24 protein-coding genes and 1 tRNA gene are annotated in these 23,046 nt (G+C 39.4%); 19 read left to right on the top strand and 6 right to left on the bottom strand.

The annotated features are described in order from the left end of the window. Positions 1-10 precede the first annotated feature (10 nt). Both ubiH and I6F42_RS14590 read left to right on the top strand, forming a co-directional pair. Entirely contained in the window at positions 11-1,198 is a 1,188-nt protein-coding gene (gene ubiH, locus I6F42_RS14595; RefSeq protein WP_197152616.1) for a 2-octaprenyl-6-methoxyphenyl hydroxylase, read from the top strand. Next, the gene (locus tag I6F42_RS14590) at positions 1,195-2,361 is read left to right on the top strand and encodes an FAD-dependent monooxygenase (protein ID WP_197152615.1); all 1,167 of its coding nucleotides are present in this window, start codon (positions 1,195-1,197) and stop codon (positions 2,359-2,361) included. Before ubiH ends, I6F42_RS14590 begins: the two co-directional genes overlap by 4 nt. 283 nt (positions 2,362-2,644) lie before the next feature. Here the strand turns inward: I6F42_RS14590 and I6F42_RS14585 are convergent, their stop codons facing one another. Continuing rightward, the gene (locus I6F42_RS14585) at positions 2,645-3,844 is read right to left on the bottom strand and encodes an alpha/beta hydrolase-fold protein (RefSeq protein WP_197152614.1); all 1,200 of its coding nucleotides are present in this window, start codon (positions 3,842-3,844) and stop codon (positions 2,645-2,647) included. 378 nt (positions 3,845-4,222) lie between these two features. On the opposite strand from I6F42_RS14585, the gene rpsF reads away from it, so the two are divergent. The 9 genes from rpsF to alr all read left to right on the top strand — a co-directional run bounded on the left by rpsF (position 4,223) and on the right by alr (position 10,621). Continuing rightward, the gene (gene rpsF / locus I6F42_RS14580) at positions 4,223-4,564 is read left to right on the top strand and encodes a 30S ribosomal protein S6 (RefSeq protein ID WP_007378473.1); all 342 of its coding nucleotides are present in this window, start codon (positions 4,223-4,225) and stop codon (positions 4,562-4,564) included. Positions 4,565-4,607: 43 nt separating this feature from the next. Beyond that, a complete protein-coding gene (gene priB, locus I6F42_RS14575; protein WP_004588456.1) occupies positions 4,608-4,925 on the top strand; it encodes a primosomal replication protein N in 318 nt (105 codons plus the stop codon). Between the two features lie 12 nt (positions 4,926-4,937). Further along, positions 4,938-5,165, top strand: a complete 228-nt coding sequence (gene rpsR, locus I6F42_RS14570; RefSeq protein ID WP_007378475.1) for a 30S ribosomal protein S18 — start codon at positions 4,938-4,940, stop codon at positions 5,163-5,165. Positions 5,166-5,200: 35 nt separating this feature from the next. After that, complete coding sequence (gene rplI / locus I6F42_RS14565; RefSeq protein WP_002962755.1) at positions 5,201-5,653, top strand: 50S ribosomal protein L9; 453 nt, start codon at positions 5,201-5,203, stop codon at positions 5,651-5,653. A 430-nt stretch (positions 5,654-6,083) separates the two neighbouring features. Next, positions 6,084-6,632 (top strand): RNA polymerase sigma factor, encoded by a 549-nt coding sequence (locus tag I6F42_RS14560; RefSeq protein ID WP_197152613.1) that lies wholly within the window; start codon positions 6,084-6,086, stop codon positions 6,630-6,632. Further along, on the top strand, positions 6,619-7,101 hold the full coding sequence (locus tag I6F42_RS14555; protein WP_197152612.1) for a hypothetical protein: 483 nt from the start codon (positions 6,619-6,621) through the stop codon (positions 7,099-7,101). The genes I6F42_RS14560 and I6F42_RS14555 overlap by 14 nt, the downstream gene beginning before the upstream one ends. A 9-nt stretch (positions 7,102-7,110) precedes the next feature. Beyond that, positions 7,111-8,049, top strand: a complete 939-nt coding sequence (locus tag I6F42_RS14550; protein WP_010554892.1) for a DUF4097 family beta strand repeat-containing protein — start codon at positions 7,111-7,113, stop codon at positions 8,047-8,049. A 113-nt stretch (positions 8,050-8,162) separates the two neighbouring features. Then, complete coding sequence (gene dnaB, locus I6F42_RS14545) at positions 8,163-9,542, top strand: replicative DNA helicase (RefSeq protein ID WP_010554891.1); 1,380 nt, start codon at positions 8,163-8,165, stop codon at positions 9,540-9,542. Beyond that, the gene (gene alr / locus I6F42_RS14540) at positions 9,542-10,621 is read left to right on the top strand and encodes an alanine racemase (protein WP_197152610.1); all 1,080 of its coding nucleotides are present in this window, start codon (positions 9,542-9,544) and stop codon (positions 10,619-10,621) included. The genes dnaB and alr overlap by 1 nt, the downstream gene beginning before the upstream one ends. Positions 10,622-10,640: 19 nt before the next feature. On the opposite strand, the gene I6F42_RS14535 is transcribed toward alr, so the two are convergent. Beyond that, the gene (locus I6F42_RS14535; protein WP_007587305.1) at positions 10,641-10,880 is read right to left on the bottom strand and encodes a DUF2960 domain-containing protein; all 240 of its coding nucleotides are present in this window, start codon (positions 10,878-10,880) and stop codon (positions 10,641-10,643) included. A 107-nt stretch (positions 10,881-10,987) separates the two neighbouring features. Here I6F42_RS14535 and I6F42_RS14530 point away from each other — a divergent pair, with 107 nt between their 5' ends. From I6F42_RS14530 to I6F42_RS14520, 3 genes are all read left to right on the top strand, one after another. Further along, the gene (locus I6F42_RS14530; RefSeq protein WP_007587304.1) at positions 10,988-11,239 is read left to right on the top strand and encodes a hypothetical protein; all 252 of its coding nucleotides are present in this window, start codon (positions 10,988-10,990) and stop codon (positions 11,237-11,239) included. Positions 11,240-11,440: 201 nt separating this feature from the next. Further along, positions 11,441-12,058, top strand: coding sequence for a nicotinamide riboside transporter PnuC (pnuC, locus tag I6F42_RS14525; RefSeq protein WP_197152609.1), 618 nt, complete (start codon positions 11,441-11,443; stop codon positions 12,056-12,058). Between the two features lie 3 nt (positions 12,059-12,061). Further along, entirely contained in the window at positions 12,062-12,868 is an 807-nt protein-coding gene (locus I6F42_RS14520) for a phosphotransferase (protein ID WP_197152608.1), read from the top strand. 3 nt (positions 12,869-12,871) lie between these two features. Here I6F42_RS14520 and I6F42_RS14515 read toward each other — a convergent pair whose 3' ends face one another. Continuing rightward, positions 12,872-13,054 (bottom strand): hypothetical protein, encoded by a 183-nt coding sequence (locus I6F42_RS14515; protein WP_010554887.1) that lies wholly within the window; start codon positions 13,052-13,054, stop codon positions 12,872-12,874. A 246-nt stretch (positions 13,055-13,300) separates the two neighbouring features. Here I6F42_RS14515 and I6F42_RS14510 point away from each other — a divergent pair. The 3 genes from I6F42_RS14510 (at position 13,301) to I6F42_RS14500 (ending at position 14,830) form a co-directional block, all read left to right on the top strand. Beyond that, a tRNA-Arg gene (locus I6F42_RS14510) sits at positions 13,301-13,375 on the top strand. Between the two features lie 215 nt (positions 13,376-13,590). Next, a complete protein-coding gene (locus tag I6F42_RS14505) occupies positions 13,591-14,124 on the top strand; it encodes a hypothetical protein (RefSeq protein WP_024589710.1) in 534 nt (177 codons plus the stop codon). A gap of 1 nt (position 14,125) precedes the next feature. Further along, positions 14,126-14,830: an NRDE family protein gene (locus I6F42_RS14500; RefSeq protein WP_197152607.1), complete on the top strand. Its 705-nt coding sequence runs from the start codon at positions 14,126-14,128 to the stop codon at positions 14,828-14,830. Between the two features lie 120 nt (positions 14,831-14,950). On the opposite strand, the gene I6F42_RS14495 is transcribed toward I6F42_RS14500, so the two are convergent. Continuing rightward, positions 14,951-16,714 (bottom strand): lysophospholipid acyltransferase family protein, encoded by a 1,764-nt coding sequence (locus I6F42_RS14495; protein WP_197152606.1) that lies wholly within the window; start codon positions 16,712-16,714, stop codon positions 14,951-14,953. A gap of 352 nt (positions 16,715-17,066) precedes the next feature. Between I6F42_RS14495 and I6F42_RS14490 the strand changes: the two genes are divergently transcribed. After that, a complete protein-coding gene (locus I6F42_RS14490) occupies positions 17,067-18,281 on the top strand; it encodes an HD domain-containing phosphohydrolase (RefSeq protein WP_197152605.1) in 1,215 nt (404 codons plus the stop codon). Here I6F42_RS14490 and I6F42_RS20230 read toward each other — a convergent pair. Further along, the gene (locus tag I6F42_RS20230; RefSeq protein ID WP_024592106.1) at positions 18,241-18,564 is read right to left on the bottom strand and encodes a hypothetical protein; all 324 of its coding nucleotides are present in this window, start codon (positions 18,562-18,564) and stop codon (positions 18,241-18,243) included. The genes I6F42_RS14490 and I6F42_RS20230 overlap by 41 nt on opposite strands. Positions 18,565-18,847: 283 nt before the next feature. Here I6F42_RS20230 and I6F42_RS14485 point away from each other — a divergent pair, with 283 nt between their 5' ends. Further along, positions 18,848-20,074 (top strand): outer membrane protein transport protein, encoded by a 1,227-nt coding sequence (locus tag I6F42_RS14485; RefSeq protein WP_197152604.1) that lies wholly within the window; start codon positions 18,848-18,850, stop codon positions 20,072-20,074. A 113-nt stretch (positions 20,075-20,187) separates the two neighbouring features. On the opposite strand, the gene I6F42_RS14480 is transcribed toward I6F42_RS14485, so the two are convergent. Beyond that, positions 20,188-23,043: a valine--tRNA ligase gene (locus I6F42_RS14480; protein WP_197152602.1), complete on the bottom strand. Its 2,856-nt coding sequence runs from the start codon at positions 23,041-23,043 to the stop codon at positions 20,188-20,190. Between the last annotated feature and the right edge of the window lie 3 nt (positions 23,044-23,046).

Genomic DNA, 23,046 nt, shown 5'->3' with positions numbered 1-23,046 from the left:
GGAGAGTATAGTGGCTAAGCAGTTTGATGTAGTTATTATTGGCGGTGGTTTAGCGGGAGCAAGCTGCGCATTAAGTGTGGCTAAAACTAATCCCGCGTTAAATATTGCCGTTGTAGAAGCGAATCAAGTAACCGGCGACTACCACCCAAGCTTTGACGACAGAAGCATTGCACTTGCTCAGCAATCGGTAGAGTATTTACAAAGCCTCAATTTATTTGAGCAAAATGCCCCTTACACCGCAGCAATCAAAAAAGTGAGCGTGTCTGATAGAGGCCACTTTGGCAAAGCGCACATTAATTGCAATGAGTTTGCTAAACCTTCGTTAGGTTATGTGGTTCAGGTTAATCCGTTTGGTCGTGCGCTACACCTGCGTTTAACGCAGTCAAATATTAGTTTATATTGCCCCGATAGTGTAACCGCAATTGAGCAAACACTGCATAGCAATATACTTACCCTCCAAAGTGGCGAGCAATTAAATGCAAAGCTATTAGTTATTGCTGATGGCGCGCAATCACCAACACGCAATCTACTTGGGCTTGGTTTTAATACCCAGCCTTATGAACAAGGCGCAATTATTGCTAATGTAGAAGTGGCTGGTGGGCATAATAATCATGCCTTTGAGCGCTTTACACAAAATGGGCCTATGGCATTATTACCCATGAGCAATAACCGTTATTCGTTAGTGTGGTGTATGAACCAAGATCAGGTTGAACAGCACATGGCACTTAATGAACAAGGTTTTTTAAGTGCCCTACAAAGCGCGTTTGGTTATCGCGGTGGGCAATTTACTAAAGTGGGCATGCGCACGAGTTACCCGCTCGTTTACGGGCAAGTCGAGTCTTTGACTGCGCACCGTACAGTGGTTATTGGTAATGCCGCACATGCTATTCATCCTATTGCAGGGCAAGGTTTTAATTTAGGCCTTCGCGACGTACAAGTACTTAGTAATTTAATAGCAAATAGCCAACACGATTTAGGCAGCTATGCGTTTACACGTGAATATTCAAAAAAGCGCAGTGATGATATAAAAACCGTAATGAGTTTAACCGACGCACTTGTTAGACTTTTTTCGAACTCATCGCGAGTGCTCGCATTGGGGCGCAGTATTGGGTTGTTTTCGATGGATTTATTTCCCGCATTAAAAGCCCCATTAGCTAAACAGTTAATGGGGCAAGTTAAACAAGGTAGGCGTTTATGAAGCAAGCACAGGTTTGTATTGTAGGTGGCGGCTGTGTAGGGCTAACACTAGCACTTGGATTGGCAAAAGCCGATATAAGCGTCGTTGTACTCGACGACGCACCAACACAAGCATTACCAACTGACGAATATGGTTTGCGTGTAAGTGCGTTAAGCATTGCAAGTCAAACCTTGCTTGAACAATTAAACGTATGGCCCGAAATTATCGCACAGCGAGCGTGCGCTTATACACATATGGACGTACGTGATGCCGACAGCTTTGGCAAAATAGCGTTTAATAACGAGCAACTTGAGCTTGAACATTTAGGCCATATTGTTGAAAACGACATTATCCGCTACGCCCTTATAAAAGAGCTAGAGCAACAAAGCAGTGCCACGCTAATGTTTGATACGCAGTATCAGCAAATACATCAAAGCGAATCTGATGTATTTATAACACTTAAAAGCGGCGAGCCAATTATTGCAAAACTGCTGGTGGCGGCTGATGGTGCAAATTCAGCTATACGTAAACAATTTAATATGGCGCTTAGCTTTAAAGATTACGATCACCATGCGCTAGTCGCGACAGTTAAAACTAAAGAGCAACATGCAAACACCGCACGCCAAGTCTTTTTACCAACAGGGCCACTCGCGTTTTTACCATTGAGCGATGAGCATACTCATTCAATTGTGTGGTCTACCAGTCCCAATCATTGTGATGAATTATTAGCAATGGACGATACCGCCTTTAATAAAGCCGTAATGGCTGCAATAGATGGTCAATGTGGCCTGTGTGAAGTGCAAAGTAAGCGCACTGCTTTCCCACTTAAAATGCGCTACGCCCAGCAATGGGTTTCAGGCAAAGTGGTACTCATTGGCGATGCTGCACATACAATCCATCCACTTGCAGGGCTTGGTATGAACTTAGGTCTAAAAGATGCGGCTTATTTAATTGAGCTTTTAACAAGCGATAGCAAGGAGTTTGCAAGCACTCGTACACTGCGCGATTACGAGCGCACCCGTAAGCTCGATGCACAAAAGCACATAGCTATGATGCAAGGGCTAAAAGAGTTATTTGAAGGTGCAAACCCAGTTAAAAAACTTATTCGTGGAGTAGGGCTATCATTAGTTGATAATCTTGGGCCAATCAAGCACCTGTTCGCCAAAGAAGCGATAGGAAAGTAACGTAGGTTGGGAAGAGTGGAACGAAACCCAACGAGAAAAATAGTAGTTTTAGCTGCCAGCTTTCAGTCAAAGAAAAACCGATGTTTAGTTTAAACATCGGTTTTTTGTTTTAAAATAGTTTTGAACATATTAAAAGCTTCGCTTTTCACGCGAGCAAGCTCGGCGTCTACATGCAAAGTTTCACACTGAGCTTAATTTTACCTGTAGGCGTTTAGCTTGCTGACGCGACGAGCGTAGCTCGTAATTACTATCGTTAGTTAAAAAGCGCTTTGCGTTAAATCAGTTACAAATTCTTTTGTGCTTCATTCACCATATCTTTGAGCGCATCAATTAACAGCGGGTCTTTTTTGTTTTCTTTTGCAATCTCGAGTGCGTGTTTCATGCTGGTAACGGCTTCTTTAAACTGTTTGTCTGCAGTGTACCCTTGCGATAAACGCATGTGAGAATAAGTTGCATTTGGGTAATGGGTAGTAAAGTGTTTAAGCGTGGTAATAGCTTTAGCTGTATTACCAAACTTTTGCTGGCTATGAGCAAACTCTACGTATACATCTTGTGGAATTTTAAGCTCAAACCCGTACTTATCACTAAGTGCTTGGTAATAACCTGTAATGAGCGATACATCAGCAAACTTTCCGTGCTCGTCAGTAACCTTAAATATTAGGTCGTTAAATAAGTGAATTAGGCTATCGCTAAGCGCTGGTAGTATAGTGCCCATATGAGTAAAAGCGGTGTAATGCTTATATTCCCATTTAAGCTGCGAGGGCGTTTGTTGTTCTAAATTTACCAAAGTATTTAATACGCCTGTATAAAAGCGTGCTCCTTCGCTTGCTACACTAATAAATAACGACTGATCACCTTTAGGGTTTTTAGTGTATTTTATAATATTATTTTTTAATTCCTCATCACTCCACCAACTATTTGGGCTTATAGCTATATAGTTATTAAATAACTCAGGCTGATTAACTAAAGTATAAAGCGCCAAAGTACCTGCATTAGAGTGGCCAATTAAGGTGTTGTAGCCGTTAGTTGAGTAATTACTGTTTATATAAGGCATGAGTTCATCAGACACAAACTTTAAAAACTTGTCGGTTTGCCCTGCGTCAGGCCATTTGTTTTTAACAAAAGTTTGAAACTCTGTTTTAGGCTCGCCTTCTACTTTGGGTAAATAATCGCGAACACGGTTAGTTGTATCAATACCAACGAGCATTGCGTTAGGTATCTGCTCGTAATCAACAAGGGATTTAATAACACCAGACGCCGTATGAAAGTGCTCAACACCATCAAGTAAATAAATAACATAAAGCGGCTGATCGTCTTTTACAGTGTCAGGTATGAAAATTTTAATGGGTCTGTCTTCGTTAAGTATTTTTGACTGCAGAATGACTTTTTTACCAACGGTTATGTCAGTTGTATTGGTTTTTGCGTGGCTTAAAAATGGTGTACTAAAAGTAAGTATTAATACAAGCGATAGTAAGAGCTTCATAAATATCCTTATTTAATAATGTATTGCTTAATAATTGCACGGCTTTAAGCTTGAGTAAATGTTTATATTTTCGGGGTAAACATAAAGCTTAAGCAATTAAAAGCTATCGCTTTTCACGCGAGTAAGCTCGGCTTCTACAAGAGACATTGCACTCTGTGCTTAACTTTTTCGGTAGGCGAGCAGCTTGCTGACGCGACGAGCGAAGCTCGTAATAATTACCTTTTAACTCTTATCTATAAAAGCTTAAAAAAACCTGCTTGCTTAATTATCCGTCTAAGCGTAAAATGCGCGCTCATTTCGGCTTTTAAACTATTAATTCCTTGCCTTAAACCGACCGGCCGAAACGGTAGAAGGCTCTATTAACCGTAAGGAATATCCATGCGTCATTACGAAATCGTATTCATGGTTCACCCAGATCAGAGTGAGCAAGTTGCTGGTATGATCGAACGTTATACTGGTTCTATCACTGAAGCTGGTGGTGTTATCCACCGTCTTGAAGATTGGGGCCGTCGTCAATTGGCTTACCCAATTAACAAGCTTCATAAAGCTCACTATGTTCTTATGAACGTTGAAGCACCAACTGAAGTAATCAGCGAGCTAGAAACTACTTTCCGCTACAACGATGCAGTGCTTCGTAACTTAGTTATCCGCACTAAAACTGCTGAAACTGAAGCGTCTCCTCTTGCAAGAGAAGAGAAGAAAGAAGCACCAGCTGCTTAATTGTTTTGAGTCCTAGCATGGCATGTAATCAGCAGTTACTATAATGGTTAGCCCATATATGAATCAGCTGGTTATATCTGGGGTAGTTTGTAAAACTCCCAAGTTTAGCCAAAGCCCTGCTGGCATCCCGCATTGTATTTTTGTTGTAGAACATAAATCGATGCAAACCGAAGCAGACCTTAACCGTAATAGTTACGTGAGGCTTCAGGTAGTTGCCAGTGGAAAGCAAATGCAACAACAGACTCAACATTTGCACGTTGGGCAGGCATTGCAAGTGAGTGGTTTTTTAAATCGCCACGAAGGTCGTAACGGCCTTAGCCAATTGGTTTTGCATGCTCAGCATATAGAAAGAATTATTTGAGGAATTAATCTCATGGCACGTTATTTCAGACGTCGTAAGTTCTGCCGCTTTAAAGCGGAAGGCGTAAAACAAATCGATTACAAAGATCTAGCTACTCTTAGAAACTATGTTACAGAAAGTGGCAAAATCGTACCTAGCCGTATCACAGGTACTAGCGCTAAATTTCAGCGCCAGCTAGCAACTGCTATTAAGCGTGCTCGCTACTTAGCCCTTCTTCCATACACTGACTTACATAAGTAAGCAGCGGATTAACAGTTTTTAAAAGGTGTAGAAACATGCAAGTTATTCTACTAGATAAGATCGCTAACCTAGGTAGCCTAGGTGAACAGGTTGTAGTTAAATCTGGTTTCGCACGTAACTTCCTTTTCCCTCAAGGTAAGGCAGTTCCTGCGACTAAAGCTAACATTGAAACGTTTGACGCTCGTCGTGCAGAACTTGAAGCGAAAATCGCTGAACAGTTAGTTGCTGCACAAGCACGCGCTGAAAAACTAGAAGCATTAGCAGAAGTTACATTAGTATCTAAAGCTGGTGACGAAGGTAAGTTATTCGGTTCAATCGGTACTCGTGACATCGCTGACGCTATCTCAGCTGTTGGTGTTGAAGTTGCTAAGTCAGAAGTTCGTTTGCCTCTAGGTACTATCCGTGAGACAGGTGAATTTGACGTATCAATTTCAGTTCACTCAGACGTAACGGCTACTATTAAAGTAATCGTAATCGCTGAAGCTTAATTTTTAATTAAGCGACAAAAGCCGTGCTATTAGCACGGCTTTTTTGTGTCTGTAATTTGGCTAACTTTAATTAGTTAAGGGCACAGTTAAATAATACCAATCCGCAATAATACTTAATCATTTTGCGGGGCTAAACGTGTCGCTACCTGTGTTAAAAAATTCTCATTTACGACTGCATGGATGCAGAAGGTAGAGCAATGCAGGAGCAATTGCCGAGAACAACTAAATAGCGAATTTTTTGTCTAGCTATCAACACGTTTTTCCATCCTCAAAATAGATCACTTAATTAAGCGAATTGGTATAAAGCCTCGTATAAGCCCCTTTTTTATTCAATTATTTTTTCATTCCCTTTAAACCTTTTCGAACTGTTATTACGTCTAACTTATCAATACACTAACTCAATAATAATAATTAAAAGGCGACATCACGGATGTTACACGTTAAACCCGAACAAACGCCTTTATGCGAAGCTACACTCATTGAGCGTGTTAAATCAGGTGATCAAGGCGCATACACAGCGCTTTATGAGTTACATATAAAACGAGTCTACGGTTTATGTTTACGCTTATTAGCGGACCAAGCGCATGCTGAAGATGCAGCCCAAGAAGTGTTTGTACAGGTATGGCGTAAAATAGCGCAATTTGACGGTCGCTCGCAGTTTTCTACTTGGCTTTACAGCGTTGCCAGTAATGTAGCGATTAGTTACTTACGCAAGCAAAAAAATTGGCTGCAAAAAGTAGTTAGCATTGAACACTGCGGTATGGATGAGCAATCAGCTAATGACTGCAAAGGCTTAAATGGTCTCGATAAATTAATAGTAAGGCTCCCTGAGCGTGCACGTATGGTATTTGTGTTGTTTGCAATCGAAGGTTACAGGCACGAGGAAATAGCCGAGCAGTTAGGTATGGCTGTTGGTTCAAGTAAATCGCAATATCATCGTGCTAGGCAGCTACTACAAGAGTGGTATGAAAATGAATAAACCAAATTTTGACGACTATTTAAATGAGTCATTAAACACGCTTGATAAAGACATTACGCCACAAAAAGACCTGTGGGCGGGAATTGAGCGAGCAATGGTTAGTAATAAGCAGGACCTAAAAGGCTCTGCTATTTGGCCAAAACTAACAGCAATAGCTGCCTGCACATTAGCTGCTTTAATTGCTGTAAATCTATTTGTTATAGCGCCCGAGCCACAACCCGTAGTGGCTATAAGTGATTACTTTTCGGCGCAAAAAAACAGTTTGTTGGTTGAATATGAAAATAAAGAAGCATTGACCACTAACTGGCAAACGCAGCTACAAGAGCTTGAAAACGCAGAGAAAGCAATAAAGCAAGTTCTTGAAAATGAGCCACAAAACCAAGCGCTACTAACAATGTTAGCGCAAGTATATCAACAACAACTTGATTTAATTAACAAGGTGCACGCGCCACGTTGGCAGCACATTTAGGAGTACGACATGAAAGCGATTTTATTAGGACTGAGCTTATTTCCGTTGGCGGTATTAGCGGGTGAAAAAATAGATAAGCAAATAGACGTACCAAGTGGCGGCACTATTTTTATTGAAAACCAACGCGGTGATATACATATTACAGGCTGGGATAAAAACGAATTTAAAGTATCTGGCGAGCTTGATGACAAAGCCGAGGGTTATGAGCTTAAAACAAATGGCGATAAAACTCAGTTTATTGTAAAAATGCCACGTAAATCAAATTGGAGTAATAATGGCGATGGCTCAAGCCTAACCATATTTATGCCTAAAAGCAGTAGTTTAGAGTTTGCTGGAGTTAATGTATCGGTGACTGCGAAAGAGCTAAAAAATGGCGCTGAAGTTGACGTGGTTAATGGCGAAATTACGGTAGATGATATTACTGGCAACATTAAGCTCACCACCGTAAATGGTGATGTAAATGCAGAAAACCTAAGTGGTAATATTCAATTTGAAACCGTAAATGGCGAAATTAACGATAGAGAATCAAGTGGTGAGCTACGTTTTAGCGCTGTTAATGGCGATATTAAATCAACCTCAAGCGCCAATGATGTGCGCCTTGAAAATGTAAATGGCGATATAGACTTTACGCTATCGTCAATTAAAAGCCTACGTATTAACACGGTGAATGGCGAAGCCGAAGTGCATATTAAAGAGCTTTTAAAGGGCGCTGATGTACGTTTTGAATCGGTAAGTGGCGATGGTGATTTTTACTTTCCTGACAGCGTATCTGCAAATTTTGAAATTAAAGCGCACGCTAATGGCAAAATCATTAATAAAATTACTAGCGATAAAGTTAATAAAGCTAAATATGGCCCAGCCAGTAATTTAGAATTTAACATTAATGGCGGTAATGCTAATGTTGAAATGGATACAATTAGTGGGCGCATAGAGCTTCGTATTAAATAACGCTCATTCACCTTCACGATTACAAAAAGCAGGAAAAGATTTCCTGCTTTTCTATTTGCACAGCCCCTTCAAGTCGATAGAATAGAGCCATTCAATTTTACTACTGTGAAGTTATGGCCAGACCAGATAAGCAAGTCGACACTCTTAAAGTTCCTCCCCATTCAATAGAAGCTGAACAATCTGTTTTAGGTGGCTTAATGCTTGATAACCAAGCGTTTGACCGCGTAGCTGAACTTGTTGTATCACAGGATTTTTATACCCGCACGCATAAGTTAATTTTTGAAGCGATGACGGCACTTGCTGAGATTGGCGATCCGATAGATTTAATCACGATTTCTGAAAGTTTAGAAAAAAATAATAAACTTGCAGGAATTGGTGGCTTTGCTTATTTAGCAGAAATAGCCAAAAACACGCCAAGTGCTGCTAACATTGACGCTTACGCAAGTATTGTACGCGAACGTGCTGTTGTACGTGAAATGATTGGCGTAGCGAACGAAATTGCAGAAGCAGGTTTTAACACCGAAGGGCGTACCAGTCACGACTTGCTCGATTTTGCCGAAAGCAAAGTGTTTAAAATAGCAGAGCAACGAACAAAAAATAATGAAGGCCCGCAAAGCATTCATAGCATCCTCGAAAAAACCGTTGATAAAATAGAAGAGCTTTATCAATCGCCACAAGATGGTGTAACGGGTGTGAGTACAGGTTATGCCGATCTTGATAAAATGACGACGGGCTTACAGCCATCTGACTTAATTATTGTTGCAGCGCGTCCATCAATGGGTAAAACCACTTTTGCGATGAACCTTGCAGAACATGCTGCAATGACTCAAGACAAACCAGTATTAATTTACTCGCTAGAGATGCCTTCAGAACAAATTATGATGAGGATGTTAGCGTCTCTTGGTCGTATTAACCAAACCAAGGTACGTACTGGCCAGCTAGATGATGACGATTGGGCACGACTTTCATCAACAATGGGCTTGTTGATGGAAAAAGGTAAAATGTACGTTGATGATGCGTCGGGCTTAACACCTACCGATGTACGCTCTCGTGCAAGGCGTATTGCCCGTGACCACGGCGGCATTAGTATGATCATGGTCGATTATTTACAGTTAATGCGTGTACCAAGCCTTGCTGATAACCGAACGCTCGAAATTGCTGAAATTTCACGTTCACTTAAAGCACTAGCAAAAGAGCTAAAATGTCCAGTTGTTGCGCTTTCACAGCTTAACCGTACGCTAGAGCAACGTGCCGATAAACGCCCTATTAACTCAGATTTACGTGAGTCGGGGTCGATAGAGCAGGATGCCGATTTAATCATGTTTATTTACCGTGATGAAGTTTATAACGAGGACAGTACCGACAAAGGTATTGCTGAAATTATCATAGGTAAGCAACGTAACGGCCCAATTGGTAAAGTGCGTTTAACATTCCAAGGTCAATTTTCTCGCTTTGATAATTACGCGGGACCAGCGGTAGATGACGATTACTAATGCGCTTAGCCACTGCTGAAATTAATTTAGCTGCACTTGCGCATAATATAGCGCAAGTTAAGTGCTTTGCACCTAACAGCAAAGTAATGGCGGTGCTAAAAGCAAATGCTTACGGGCATGGTTTAGTAACGATTGCGCAGCATTTAAATGATGCTGATGCATTTGCTGTAGCGCGGATAGATGAAGGACTTGCCCTTCGAGCTGGGGGCTTAACAAAGCCGATAGTTTTACTAGAAGGCTTTTTTAACAAAGCCGACTTACCTATTTTACTTGCTAATAACTTTCAAACTATTATTCATGACGAATACCAATTAGCCGCGCTTGAAAAAGCAAAGCTCGATGCGCCAATAACATGCTGGTTAAAAGTAAATACAGGTATGCATCGATTAGGTATTGCGCCAGAGCAGTTTGAAGAGTTTTATAACCGTTTGCAAAAAACACCTAACGCTAAAAATACCGTTAATTTAATGACCCACTTTTCGTGTGCTGATGATGTTGATAATGCTAAAACGGTTCAACAAATCACGTTATTTGATAATTTAGTGAATGGCATTGACCAGGCACATTGTTTATCAAATTCAGCCGGTATTATTGCATGGCCAAGCGGTCATGGTGATTGGGTACGCCCTGGGCTTATGCTCTATGGCGTATCGCCAATGGTAAATAGTATTGGCCAACAACACAAATTAAAGCCTGTTATGCGCTTAACTACGCGCGTAATTGCAGTGCGTAATGTACCAGCCAATGAGGCGGTAGGGTATGGCGGACGTTGGAAAAGTAATAAACCAACCAAGTTAGCTGTTGTGGCTGTGGGTTATGGCGATGGCTATCCTCGGCACGCCAAAGAGGGCACGCCAGTTATAATTGGCAAGCAGCGTTATGGTATTGTCGGCAGTGTTGCTATGGATATGATTAGCGTAGATATAGGCGCTAATGAGCACAATATTAAAGTGGGCGACAGAGTCACTATGTGGGGCCCTGAGCTACCAGTTGAAGAAATAGCATTATGCGCTGATACTATCCCTTACGAGCTATTATGTAATATTACACCGCGCGTAAGTTATGAGTATCAGCGTTAATACAGTTATAAAGCGATATTTACTCTTTTATAAAGTAAACGTCGCTAAAGCCCATACGGGCAAATTCTTGGTCGCGAAAGTTACGAACAGAAGCAGACCCTTTTGAGGTCATTTCTATTTGCTGTACCATGCTTAAGTAATTAGTCAGATCAATACCTTCGGCGGCAGCAATTGCTTGATACATGTCGTGGTATTTATCTTTAGCGAAATTAATCTCGCGCGGTTCGTTTTTATATTTGTAGGTTATTCTACGTGCCATATTAAGCTCATTTCAATTGAGTGTTACAGTGATTTTACACTGTATTTAATAACGGCTCTAGCATTGAATGACTTGTTGTAATCGGTAATTAAAATAAAGAGTCAAAAATGAAATTATCAGTAGAGATCAGTAAATATCCACTTCACCAAGATTATATCCCGTTTATTCAGGGCTTTATTGACCGCTTAAACGAATACGATGATTTAAAAGTGATTACTAACACGTTATCAACGCAAATTTTTGGTGATTACGATTTAGTAATGCAGGTGTTAAATACCGAAATTAAACGTTCATATGAAGAATTTGGTAAAGCTATTTTTGTATGTAAGTTTCTCTCTGGCGATTTATCGCCTGAATAACCTATAATACCAACCTGCATAAATCTTTGATCAATTTAACGAATTAAATTGCACTATTACGTCGTTAAAAATTTTCTATTTAGAACAACTAGATACAAAAATTTTTGCCTAGTTCTAGCGTAATTTTCTTAACGTTAAATAGACCCCGTATATAAGCAGATTGGTATAACAATCGGCACAACTAAACGGTAACTGCGTAATATGGACTTTTTAACACAAACCTTAAGTGGTTTTACAGCAATGTCGCATTGGGAATATATTGCGGTAGGGTTGTCGATGGCTTATTTATTATTAGCAATAAAAGAAAGCTTATGGTGTTGGCCAGCGGCATTTTTTAGCACGCTCATTTATACAATAATGTACTGGAATGGCGCATTACTTATGGAGTCGTTACTTAACTTTTATTATATGTATATGGCTGTATTTGGGTGGGTGGTATGGCGTAAAGGCAAAGCTGCAAATTTAAATATTACGTCGTGGTCGATAAACCGTCATGCTGTTTTAATTAGTTTAACAACCGTAGCTGCAATAGCGATTGGTTACGTTATGAAAAATTATACTCATGCCGATTTTGCTTACCTTGATAGCTTTACAACGTGTTTTGCCGTAGTAACTACTTACTTAGTGGCTAAAAAAGTTCTCGAAAATTGGCTGTACTGGATTGTAATAGATGCCGCTTCTATGTATCTATACTACGAAAAAGGCTATTACCCAACGCTAGCACTCTTTATATTTTATACGATTATGGCAGCGTGGGGCTTTAAAACCTGGTACGAAGAGTACGAACAAAGCCAAGCTAAGCCTTTAGCCCAGCTTTAATTAATGATTGATCATAACCAGTTAGTAAAAATGTGTAGTGCGTTTGTAGAGCCTACAAGCATTGTTTCAAGCGAGCGATTACTTAATGGCTTTAGTAATGATAATTTTTTAATACGCACGCAACATAATGCCTATTTATTAAAGTGTTATAAAAGCCATTGGCCAAATACCGGCCTTGAAGCACAGCGCTTTTTAAGTGACTTTAATATATGCCCTGCACCTATTTGGCTTGATAAAGAAAACGGTCGTGCGGTATTTAATTATGTTGAAGGCAAGAGCGCGCAATCGGATATAACGCTCAGCTTTATTAATAAACTTGCTCAAGTGCATAATTACAATGTGTCCACCGCGCCAATGGATATAGCTAAAGAGCTTCATTTTTATCAAAGCACCGACGTCTATACGCAATATAAACCTCAAATAGAGAAGGCACTCAAAGCCGTTGCAGCTATGTCATTTAATGGAGGCTTTTGTCATAACGACTTAGTAAAAGATAACATTATTGTAAATGCTTCAGGCATGTATTTAATTGACTTTGAATATGCACAAACTAATGATGTGTATTTTGATTTGGCAGCCCTTGCAGTGAGCTTTAATCTTAATAAGAGCAGTGAAACAGCGTTATTAAATAGCTATAAAAATAGCGTTGATAAAACAAAAACGTTTAATCCTTCAATGGATAAGCTGAATTACTATAAGCTGTTTTTTTTAGTGTTATGTATTGGTTGGTATGAAGAGCGCAGCATAACTAGTAAATCTGTAATGTTACGCGCGCAGCTAACTAAACTCGTTAATAATACTTTTTTATAGATGTTAAAGACCACCAAAGCGCTCGGCGAGCTCTTTGTATTTTGTTACTTCGGCTGTATCAAATTGTGGTTCACCATTTTCATCTTCTGATTTAGCAATTAATAAACTTTCTCTAGCTAGGCGTTTTACACGCTCTACTTTTACACCTAAAAACTCAGCAACTTGCTCAGTAGACATTAAACTCATCATTATTTCCTCGTATTAAATCCATTTTCACAGCGACAATCATAGTTTCAATGTTGCTAAACCGTTACTGTTTCTTATTCAATAAGAATAAATAGCGTGTTTTTAAGACATTGTGAAGTGTTTTATTTAAAAGAGCTTAATTAATAAGCATATAAGCTGATGTTACTGGTATTTATTAAAATATATCTTTATCATTGCCGGTGCTAAAGCACTGATATCGCGAGTTGGTGTGGCGGCAACAAATGTGCTCTCGTGGTGAAATGGATATCACGTGGCCCTCCGGAGGCTGAGTTGTAGGTTCGATCCCTACCGAGAGCGCCATTTGCTTTTACATCTACTAATATTCCCCTCTATATTATCTAGCTTTTCATTAATTACTTTTTGTATTTAAAAATGTATTACTGCATAAATTTTGAAATTTTATTGTAAGAACAGCTTTCTAGTTATTTATACAATGCAAAATTGCATTATTCAAAATGTTATCTAACGTTATGTATGCATACACGACGAAATTATAAATGAGGAAAACCGATTCAATGTTAAATAGTCAGTTAGAAATACTCGCTCAAGGACATGCTTATCTTGAAAGTGTAACTAAAGAGGATTATTCGCAAATCGTTGCTCCTAATTTCATTAGTTCAGCTGGGTCACATATGCGCCACATTATCGATCATTACCAATCTTTAATGACGGGCTTTGGTATAAATAATATTGATTACGATAGTCGCCTACGCGGCAGTAATATTGAAAGTAACCCCTGCGAAGCTATAAAAAAAATTGCCGAGATAGCATCGTGGATTGAACAGCTAAGTACAGATGATTTTAATAAACCGCTGTTACTTTCAAGCGAAGTATCAATTAAAAGTAAAAATGTACAAACTGTAACAACCTCTTTAGCACGAGAGCTTATATTTGTAGGAAGCCATGCAGTACATCACTATGCGATGATTTCACAAATTACCTTTGCACAAAAAGCATCATTCGACCAGAACTTTGGGTTAGCACCAAGTACAGCCACTTTTTTGAGAGAAAAAAGCCAACAAAGCCAATTAAAATCACTGCAAAGTTAATATGTGTACTTTAAGTTACTTCCTGACTGATGATGGCTACGAGTTGTTTTTTAATCGTGATGAACAAAAAACGCGAGAAATGGCAATCGCCCCGAGTAAGCACACAGATAACGCAATTTACCCTATCGATCCGCAAGGGGGTGGTACTTGGCTTGGTGTATCGCATTGGGGGCAAACATTAGCTTTATTAAACGATTATCAAAGTGCATTTGATATAACTGCCGTAAAGCACAGCAGAGGCCTCTTAATCCCGCATTTACTAAGCAATAATACCCCTGCATTGTCTCAATTAAAAAATATGGATTTATCGGGTTACGCGCCTTTTAAATTATGTATTTTTCCGGATAAATTATCGCTAAATAATGGGTACATCGCTTTTGTTCGGTGGGACACAAAAAAATTAATCGATTGCCAAGTTGAATCGCTTGCAACGTCGTCTGGTGTTGAGCTTGAAACGGTGACACAAAAGCGTAAACAACAATTTAAGCAATTTATTGACTTAAGATATCCTGCAAGTGAGCAGTTTTTAGCATTTCATTACAGCAAAGCAGAGCAAGGCCAATATGGTGTAAATATGCAAAGAGAAGATGCAATGACGGTCAGCATTAGCCATATTAAGGTAGGCAATACTATTCGCTTTAATTATTTTGATAAGCAGTCTCAGCTCATTAGCAGCATTAGTTGTTTAAAAGTGGCTGCAGCTTAACTAAATATTTTTATAGCTATAACTATTACATAATTAAAAACAAAAAAGTCGATGTCATTAATTACATCGACTTTTTTGTTAACTGTATTTTACCTGCTGTATTAATACAGCGATAAAAAATTATAAGTGATTTATATAACCATCTTTTTTATCGCCAAGATAGAGCTTAAGTAGCTTTTCAGGCGCGCTTGGTAGGTGCACACTTAAAAGTAATCCTGGGGTGTGATTAAAGTTACTGTCAATTCCCATACAATGAAATTGAGCGCCTAGCTTATGATATTGCTTTAATAAAATCGGTATGTCTTTTTTATCTTCTTCTATTCCCATAACCAATGTTGATACATGATCTATGTTTAACGTGTGATCATTAATGAAGTCTTCAAACTCTGGATGAATTTTATTATTAAAAGGCGTATTGGCGCTAACACCTTGTTTATTATTAACCATAGCATGGTCAATAATTGCGACAGAACGAGGGTCGTAAAGCTTACTTAATGAAACCGTGCCATATAAAGTCCTATAACGTGGGTTTTGCGCCATAAACGCACCGATCCCTTTAAATAGCAGTAATAAGCCATGGTAACTGCCTTGATGTTTTTGAACTATAAACGAGCGACCCATTTCCAAGCACGGCTGTTGTTGATTAATAAAAGAGGGTTCAAAATTAAACATTTGCGATAAATAAAGGGCGCTCACGTCGCTATTTTTTTGTAATAAATCAGTTTGTCCAATTCGATAAGCTCCAATGATCTCTTCATTTTTATGATCAAAAATAAATAAATGCATGTAGCTTGCGTCAAACTTATCGGTATCACATGGCTCGCCGCTTCCTTCGTTTAATGTACGAAAGGTTATTTCTCTAAGGCGTGTTATTTCAGCAACACAATTAGGTATTTGATCTTGATAACCGTAATAAACGGAGTAACTTTTAAAGTCTAATAAGTGCTGCTCGCTTGGTAAGCTAGCAAGTTCACTCGTCATTTTTGTTTTATCAACATCCTGCATAATCGCTTTTAGTTGCATTGACTGGGCATCTTCTTGCCAAGGTGTTACAAAGCGTTCATCGTTTAAATAGCAAAGCAGGCGCGCAATATCGTTAATGTCGTCAGTTTTCTCAAACTTATTTAATAACTTGGGTGTAAGTAAATTACCAGCACCTAAATTAATGGACCTTTTTTGAATTTTAAGTAATTCACGTATTAGCATTAATAATCTAAATCGGTAGTAAATACGTCCCAAATTGTAAAACATAGGGCTATTTTGACCACTAATAAACACAGGTAATAAAGGGGCTTGTGTTTTTAAGGCTAGTTGAGCCGCTAAGCGATTCCATTGACCGTCGGTTACACGTTGTTTTTTTGATTGAAAAAACGAAACCCTGCCAGCAGGAAAAACCACAAGTAAACCATCGTTATTTACATGTTTAAAACACTGTTTAATTGCACTGGTATTAATAGCTGCTTTTGGTTTTAGCGGATTGGCAAATATAAAATAGTCTTTAATTTCTGTAAATATTTTTAAACCAACGTTAGCCATTACTTTAGTATCGCTACGATAATGGGTGAGTAACTTGGCAATTATTACGCCCTCAATCATGCCATAAGGGTGGTTACATACTACTATGCAAGGGCCTTGTTTAGGTATTTTGTTAATAACACCTTGTGCGCCAAGTACATTAATACCCAAAACATTTAAAAGCTTTTCACTAAACTCCTGCTTATCTAAACCCGATAAATTATTAGAGAGGTATATATCACGCAGTTTATTTATACCTAATAAGCTATCGAGCAGTGGAGCGGCTACTTTTAATATATGACCCAAAGGCGAGGCTGTGTTTATTGCAGCCACACTTAGGTTTGATACGGGGGGGTTTAGTTTTGTCATATATTAGTACTCTTAAGAATTTAAAGCAGTTGTTATTAAGTGCTGTGTATATTGAGACCGAGGCAAAACAATATTATGTTCAAGAAAGGTTAATAAAGTTCGCTTTTTTATAATGATTAGATAAATTTTATAGCTAAATCACCTGCTTTTTAGTGATAAGCAATTTAGTGTAGTTGAGATGAAAGCGTTTAATTATTAAAAAGTAAAATAATCAGAATTACAGTGCAGCTCTAATAGGGCTGTAAATAATGGTTTTAGTTATATATAACTACTTACAACTCAAAAACTAGACTTTTAGGCTTAATTAATGCTATTTAAGGTACATATTCCTTAATAGAAAAATCCCGCCTTTATGCTAATTACTTTGCCCGTGTCTGAGCTTACTCCTGGTATGTATGTTGATAGCGTTACTAAGCAACATGAAGGGATTAATAGCATAAAAATTAAGACCAGTGGCTTAGTACGCGATAGATCTATTATTAAGCGTTTAGTCTCTGAAGGGGTGCTTGAGCTGCTTATAGATTTTACTAAAGGTGATGCCCCAGTTCCTGCCAAATATAAGCCTCAAAGCAAACCTAAAACATCTAATAGCCAGCAAAAAGCCGAAAAAACACCTATAGCAATCTCAATTGAACAAGAATTTGCTAAAGCGAGTGTCAATTACGATCAGCATGGCCGAAAGCTACAGTCGTTATACGGTGACTTAACATCTGGCCTGAGTGTTAATATAAAAGTGCTTGATGAAATAGCCAGCGAAATAGTCAGCTCAGTTTTTCGTAACGCCAACGCCATGACTATTCTTACTCGTATAAAAGATAAACACAGCTATAACTGGCGGCATATGATCAACTGCGCCATTTTTACCGCTGTATTTGCTAAATACTTAGGGTACAAAATGGCTGTTGTGCAAGAGCTTGCCATGGGCGCGTTACTTCATGATTTAGGCCAAGCTAAATTACCGCAGGGTATATTTTCAAAGCCAACTAAGGTTACTAATAATGAGCTCTTAGCGATTAAAAAGCATGTAGCGCAAGGTTTGGGTTTAGTTAAAGGCGAGAAGGGTATAACACCCCTTATGCTTGATATGATAGTGAATCATCATGAGCGCTTAGATGGCTCTGGTTATCCGCGAGGCCTACAGGCAGAGAAGTTAAGTCGTCCAGCGCGTATAATGGCAATTGTAGATGTGTACGATGCAATGACTGCCGATAGAATGCATCAAGATGGTGATGAACCAATCAACGCATTGCGGTACTTATTAGCCAATAAGCAATTGTTTGATGGTGAGTTAGTACAGCGTTTTATAAAGTGTTTAGGGGTTCATCCGGTAGGAACTATTGTAAAATTAACGAATGAACGTTTAGCCTTAGTGCTTGAAGGGAACGTATTAAATCCTATTAAACCTAAAATTAAGCTATTTTATAATGCTAAGCACAATCATCATGTTACACCGAAAGACATCGATTTAAGTGAGCACACCCAAGAGCTTAAAATACTATCAAGTGTTAAGCCCTTAGATTATCAGATTAATTTGTCTCGCCTGCTAAAAGAGCATTTGTTGAACTAGTTTTACTGCATTGCCTTTTTTTAGTTTGTTTTGCAGAAATAAACGCACCCAAAAAGCAGTTTCCCATCAGTGTTAACCATAACAAAGTGCCTAGCTCTACGTGCAATGCAAAACAACACAGCGCTAAAGAGATCAACGCATTTAACATTGCCCCTAGCCAATAATGGTTTACGGGGTTATCGCATTGTCCTGCTTGAGTACATGCACAGTAGTTTGCTTTGTAAAAGCAAAACACACTCGCCCCACAAAATATTAGCCCTGTAATAATAAATAAAATGATCACAGTTTTACTTCCATTGCGATTTTATAATGAGTGTAAGTTGCTACTAATTTCAAGTCAATCTAAATGATAACTAATTACATTTAGAGTGTTTACTCTAATACCACACTTCTCATCCGATGAGTTTTAAATAGTTGTTAAAATGTCGTTAAAAAACATGTTTTTTACTGTCTTTTGACGTATTCATAGAGTTTTTTACAAAAAATTAAGGTAGTGTAATCACGTTTTAAATCCTAATAACAACACACATAGTACCCAGACAGTCAGTTTGGTTAAGGACTCAACAATGAAATTTTCTAAAACCCTTATTGCAGCTTCGCTTGCATTTGTTTCAGCTGATAGCTTTGCAGCTGCGTTTCAATTATCAGAGCAAAATGCATCGGGTTTAGGCCGTGCATACGCTGGTGAAGCTTCTATCGCAGACGACGCGTCTGTAGTTGCACGTAACCCTGCACTAATGACTTTATTTAAAGAAAAGCAACTAAGTGTTGCTGCTATTGGCGTAATCCCAGATGTAAGCTTAGAAGGTGAAGGCGCGCCAACTGGTATTGATCAATCTTCATTAGATGACGATAGCATTGCACCAAGTGCAGTGGTACCAGCAGCTTACTTTACTATGCCTTACAACGATAAAGTATCGCTTGGTTTTGGTGCATTTTCTAACTTTGGTTTATCAACAGACTTTGACGATGACTACTCAGCAGGACAGATTGCTGGTAAAACAGAAATCTTCACCGTTAACTTAAATGCAAGCGTTGCTTATAAAGTTACTGAAAAGTTTAGCTATGGTATTGGCTTGAATGTGGTTTATGCAGAGGCTGAGATTGTTCGACATTTAGGTGAGACTCCATTACCTTACCCGGCCCAAACTGAAGTTGTAAATCTTGAAGGTGATGACACTGGATACGCTTTAAATGTTGGCCTAATGTATCAACTTGATGAAAATAGCCGTTTTGGTTTTAATTATCGTACAGAAACAGATATAACATTTGAAGGAACTTATTCAAGCGCTGCACGTGGTATCGCTGAGCGCCCAGGTTCTGTTGATATTACTCTACCCGCTATCGCTGAATTTTCTGGTTCACATCAGTTAGATGAAAAGTTAGGTTTACACTACAGCGTACTATGGACTGGATGGAGTAGCTTTGACAAATTAGAAGCTGAAGTTGGTTTACCACCAGAGCAAGGTTTTGAAAAAACAGAAGACTTCTCTGACTCTTTCCGCTACTCAGTAGGTACTGATTACCAGTTAAATGAAGACATACTCCTTCGTGCTGGTGTTGCATTTGATCAGTCTCCGGTATCACAAGATCGCCTATCGATCTCTATCCCAGATACAGATCGTTTTTGGTTCTCATTTGGCGGTAACTACGCAATTGACCAGCAATCAAATGTTGATTTAGGTGTAAGTATTATTCGCGGTAAAACTCAGAACTTTGAAGAAGATGGATTTGAGTTTGAGTCAGAAGGTAATGCAGTACTTATTGGCGCTCAGTACAACTACAAGTTTTAATGTAGAAGTGTCTTGTGGTTAATCACAGGGCACAAAAAAGCCGCTCACTTTAATTAAAGTGAGCGGCTTTTTTAATGCCTATTAAATAGTGTTAATAGGCATTTTATGAAAGCTTATAAGCTTTCTATTTTAGTTTTTTGCTCAAGTAGCTTAGTTTTAGCATCGCTAAACTCAGCCAGTTTTGCATTTTCTTTAGCAAGTACAGCTTCAGGTGCGTTGTTTACAAACTTTTCGTTAGCAAGTTTGTTTTGCACTTGTGCTAGGCCTTTTTCTGCTTTTTCGAGTTGCTTATTAATACGCGAAAGCTCGGCTTCCACATCAATTAAGCCCGCCATTGGGATCATGATCTCAAGGTTGCCAACATAAGACGTTGCACATGCAGGTGCCCCGTCTTTGTTTTCAAGCATTGTAAACTCTTCAATTTTTGCAAGTGATGCTAAAAATGATTTGTTTTCCTCAATGCGTCGCACGTCGTCGCTCGATGCATTAGCAAGTAATACGCTAAGTGGTTTACTTGGACTAATATCCATTTCACCACGAATATTACGAATAGCTAAAATGAATTGTTTAACCCACTCTAAGTCGTCCATTGCTTTAGCATCAACGCTTGCTTCATTATATACAGGGAACGGCTGAACCATAATGCTAGTGTTTGCTGTTTCAAGGCCTGCAAGTGGTGCAACACGCTGCCAAATAGTTTCAGTGATGTATGGCATCATTGGGTGCATTAAACGCAGTAAGCTTTCAAGCACGGTAATAAGTGTATTACGTGTACCACGTTGCTGAGCTTCATTACCTTTAAATAATACCGGCTTAGTTAGCTCTAAGTACCAATCACAAAACTGGTTCCAAGTGAATTCATAAAGCGTGTTAGCAGCTAAGTCAAAACGGTAGTTATCTAAATGCTCTGTATAGGTTTTAACGGTTGCTTCATATTGACCTAAAATCCAGCGGTCAGCTAATGAAAGCTCCGTTTGAGCACCGTTTGCAAAACCACAGTCTTGCTCTTCTGTATTCATTAATACGTAACGGCTCGCGTTCCATAATTTGTTACAGAAGTTACGGTAACCTTCAAGGCGGTTCATATCCCAGTTAATATCACGACCGGTAGATGCCATTGCAGCAAGAGTAAAGCGAAGGGCGTCGGTGCCGTGTGCTTCAATACCGCCTGCAAATACTTTACGCGTATCTTTTTCGATTTTAGCCGCAAGTTTTGGCTGCATCATATTACCAGTACGTTTTTGTACTAGGTCTTCAAGTTCAATGCCGTCAATCATGTCTAGTGGGTCAAGTACGTTACCTTTTGACTTAGACATTTTATCGCCATTATCGTCACGTATTAAGCCAGTTACATACACGGTTTTAAACGGAACTTGTGGTTTGCCATTTTCGTCTTTTACAAAGTGCAGCGTCATCATAATCATGCGCGCAACCCAGAAGAAAATAATATCAAAACCAGTTACCAGCACGTCAGACGGGTGGAAGGTTTTTAAATCATCGGTATTTTCTGGCCAACCTTGTGTAGAGAAAGTCCAAAGCGCTGATGAGAACCACGTATCAAGTACGTCTTCGTCTTGGCTTAGCGTTACGTTATCTGCAATGTTGTTTTCACGGCGTACTTCAGCTTCGTCGCGACCAACAAATACATTGCCTTCACTGTCGTACCAAGCTGGAATACGGTGACCCCACCAAAGCTGGCGTGAAATACACCAATCTTGTACGTCGTTCATCCACGAGAAGTACATGTTTTCGTATTGCTTAGGTACAAATTGAATGTCGCCGTTTTTAACTGCGTCTTTTGCAGGTTCAGCTAGTGGTGCAACACGTACATACCATTGGTCGGTAAGTAGTGGCTCAATTACCACGCCAGAGCGATCGCCGTAAGGAACCGTTAAACCATGGTCTTCAATTTTTTCAAGTAGACCAAGTTCTTCAAATTCAGCCACAATCGCTTTACGCGCTGCAAAACGATCAAGGCCGCGCAAGCGCTCAGGAATTGGCGCATCAAACTCAAGCTCTTTACCGTCAAAGGTGTATGTTTCACCTTGGGTTAAAATAGCGGCGTCTTTATCGAAAATGTTGATCATCGGCATTTGATGACGCTTGCCCACTTCGTTATCGTTAAAGTCGTGCGCTGGGGTTATTTTTACACAGCCCGTGCCTTTATCTTTATCGGCATGTTCGTCAGCAACAATTTTAATACGACGATTAACGATAGGTAATAAAATCTCTTTACCGATTAAATCTATGTAGCGTTCGTCATCAGGGTTTACTGCAACACCTGAGTCGCCAAGCATGGTTTCTGGACGAGTTGTTGCTACTACTATGTAGTCTTTTCCGTCTTGCGTTGTAACGCCATCAGCCAGTGGGTAACGTAAGTTCCACATGTGGCCTTTTTTGTCTTTGTTTTCAACTTCAAGATCAGAAATAGCAGTGTGTAATTTAGGATCCCAGTTTACTAGGCGTTTACCACGATAAATTAGGTTTTCTTTGTGAAGGCGTACAAACACTTCTTTAACGGCTTCAGATAGGCCATCGTCCATGGTAAAGCGTTCACGATCCCAATCAACCGATGCGCCAAGGCGACGAAGTTGTTTGGTAATAGTGCCGCCCGATTCTTTTTTCCATTCCCAGATTTTATTAATAAAATCTTCGCGGCCTAAATCGTGGCGTGTTTTGCCTTCTTCGGCATGCAGTTTGCGCTCAACTAACATTTGCGTTGCAATACCTGCGTGGTCAGTACCTACTTGCCATAATGTGTTGTTACCTTGCATACGTTTAAAACGCGTTAGGGTATCCATTATTGTATCTTGGAAGGCGTGGCCCATGTGTAAGCTACCAGTGACATTTGGCGGCGGGATCATAATTGAATATGGTACGCCTTTGCCAGATGGCTTAAAGTAGCCTTTTTGTTCCCAGTCTTGATATAGAGACTGTTCAATATCTTGCGGATTGTAGGTTTTATCCATTAC

Origin of the sequence: Pseudoalteromonas sp. SWYJZ12 (assembly GCF_015864395.1) — a bacterium.
Lineage (GTDB): Bacteria > Pseudomonadota > Gammaproteobacteria > Enterobacterales > Alteromonadaceae > Pseudoalteromonas > Pseudoalteromonas arctica.
This window is presented reverse-complemented; position numbering and strand designations above follow the sequence as displayed.

What these genes read in the sequence shown, in the direction of transcription:
- I6F42_RS14590 (WP_197152615.1), top strand. Translation starts at nt 1,195, where the DNA reads ATGAAGCAAGCACAGGTTTGTATTGTAGGTGGCGGCTGTGTAGGGCTA.
- I6F42_RS14585 (WP_197152614.1), bottom strand. Translation starts at nt 3,844, where the DNA reads ATGAAGCTCTTACTATCGCTTGTATTAATACTTACTTTTAGTACACCA.
- rpsF (WP_007378473.1), top strand. Translation starts at nt 4,223, where the DNA reads ATGCGTCATTACGAAATCGTATTCATGGTTCACCCAGATCAGAGTGAG.
- priB (WP_004588456.1), top strand. Translation starts at nt 4,608, where the DNA reads ATGGTTAGCCCATATATGAATCAGCTGGTTATATCTGGGGTAGTTTGT.
- rpsR (WP_007378475.1), top strand. Translation starts at nt 4,938, where the DNA reads ATGGCACGTTATTTCAGACGTCGTAAGTTCTGCCGCTTTAAAGCGGAA.
- rplI (WP_002962755.1), top strand. Translation starts at nt 5,201, where the DNA reads ATGCAAGTTATTCTACTAGATAAGATCGCTAACCTAGGTAGCCTAGGT.
- I6F42_RS14560 (WP_197152613.1), top strand. Translation starts at nt 6,084, where the DNA reads ATGTTACACGTTAAACCCGAACAAACGCCTTTATGCGAAGCTACACTC.
- I6F42_RS14555 (WP_197152612.1), top strand. Translation starts at nt 6,619, where the DNA reads ATGAAAATGAATAAACCAAATTTTGACGACTATTTAAATGAGTCATTA.
- I6F42_RS14550 (WP_010554892.1), top strand. Translation starts at nt 7,111, where the DNA reads ATGAAAGCGATTTTATTAGGACTGAGCTTATTTCCGTTGGCGGTATTA.
- dnaB (WP_010554891.1), top strand. Translation starts at nt 8,163, where the DNA reads ATGGCCAGACCAGATAAGCAAGTCGACACTCTTAAAGTTCCTCCCCAT.
- alr (WP_197152610.1), top strand. Translation starts at nt 9,542, where the DNA reads ATGCGCTTAGCCACTGCTGAAATTAATTTAGCTGCACTTGCGCATAAT.
- I6F42_RS14535 (WP_007587305.1), bottom strand. Translation starts at nt 10,880, where the DNA reads ATGGCACGTAGAATAACCTACAAATATAAAAACGAACCGCGCGAGATT.
- I6F42_RS14530 (WP_007587304.1), top strand. Translation starts at nt 10,988, where the DNA reads ATGAAATTATCAGTAGAGATCAGTAAATATCCACTTCACCAAGATTAT.
- pnuC (WP_197152609.1), top strand. Translation starts at nt 11,441, where the DNA reads ATGGACTTTTTAACACAAACCTTAAGTGGTTTTACAGCAATGTCGCAT.
- I6F42_RS14520 (WP_197152608.1), top strand. Translation starts at nt 12,062, where the DNA reads ATGATTGATCATAACCAGTTAGTAAAAATGTGTAGTGCGTTTGTAGAG.
- I6F42_RS14515 (WP_010554887.1), bottom strand. Translation starts at nt 13,054, where the DNA reads ATGAGTTTAATGTCTACTGAGCAAGTTGCTGAGTTTTTAGGTGTAAAA.
- I6F42_RS14505 (WP_024589710.1), top strand. Translation starts at nt 13,591, where the DNA reads ATGTTAAATAGTCAGTTAGAAATACTCGCTCAAGGACATGCTTATCTT.
- I6F42_RS14500 (WP_197152607.1), top strand. Translation starts at nt 14,126, where the DNA reads ATGTGTACTTTAAGTTACTTCCTGACTGATGATGGCTACGAGTTGTTT.
- I6F42_RS14495 (WP_197152606.1), bottom strand. Translation starts at nt 16,714, where the DNA reads ATGACAAAACTAAACCCCCCCGTATCAAACCTAAGTGTGGCTGCAATA.
- I6F42_RS14490 (WP_197152605.1), top strand. Translation starts at nt 17,067, where the DNA reads ATGCTAATTACTTTGCCCGTGTCTGAGCTTACTCCTGGTATGTATGTT.
- I6F42_RS14485 (WP_197152604.1), top strand. Translation starts at nt 18,848, where the DNA reads ATGAAATTTTCTAAAACCCTTATTGCAGCTTCGCTTGCATTTGTTTCA.
- I6F42_RS14480 (WP_197152602.1), bottom strand. Translation starts at nt 23,043, where the DNA reads ATGGATAAAACCTACAATCCGCAAGATATTGAACAGTCTCTATATCAA.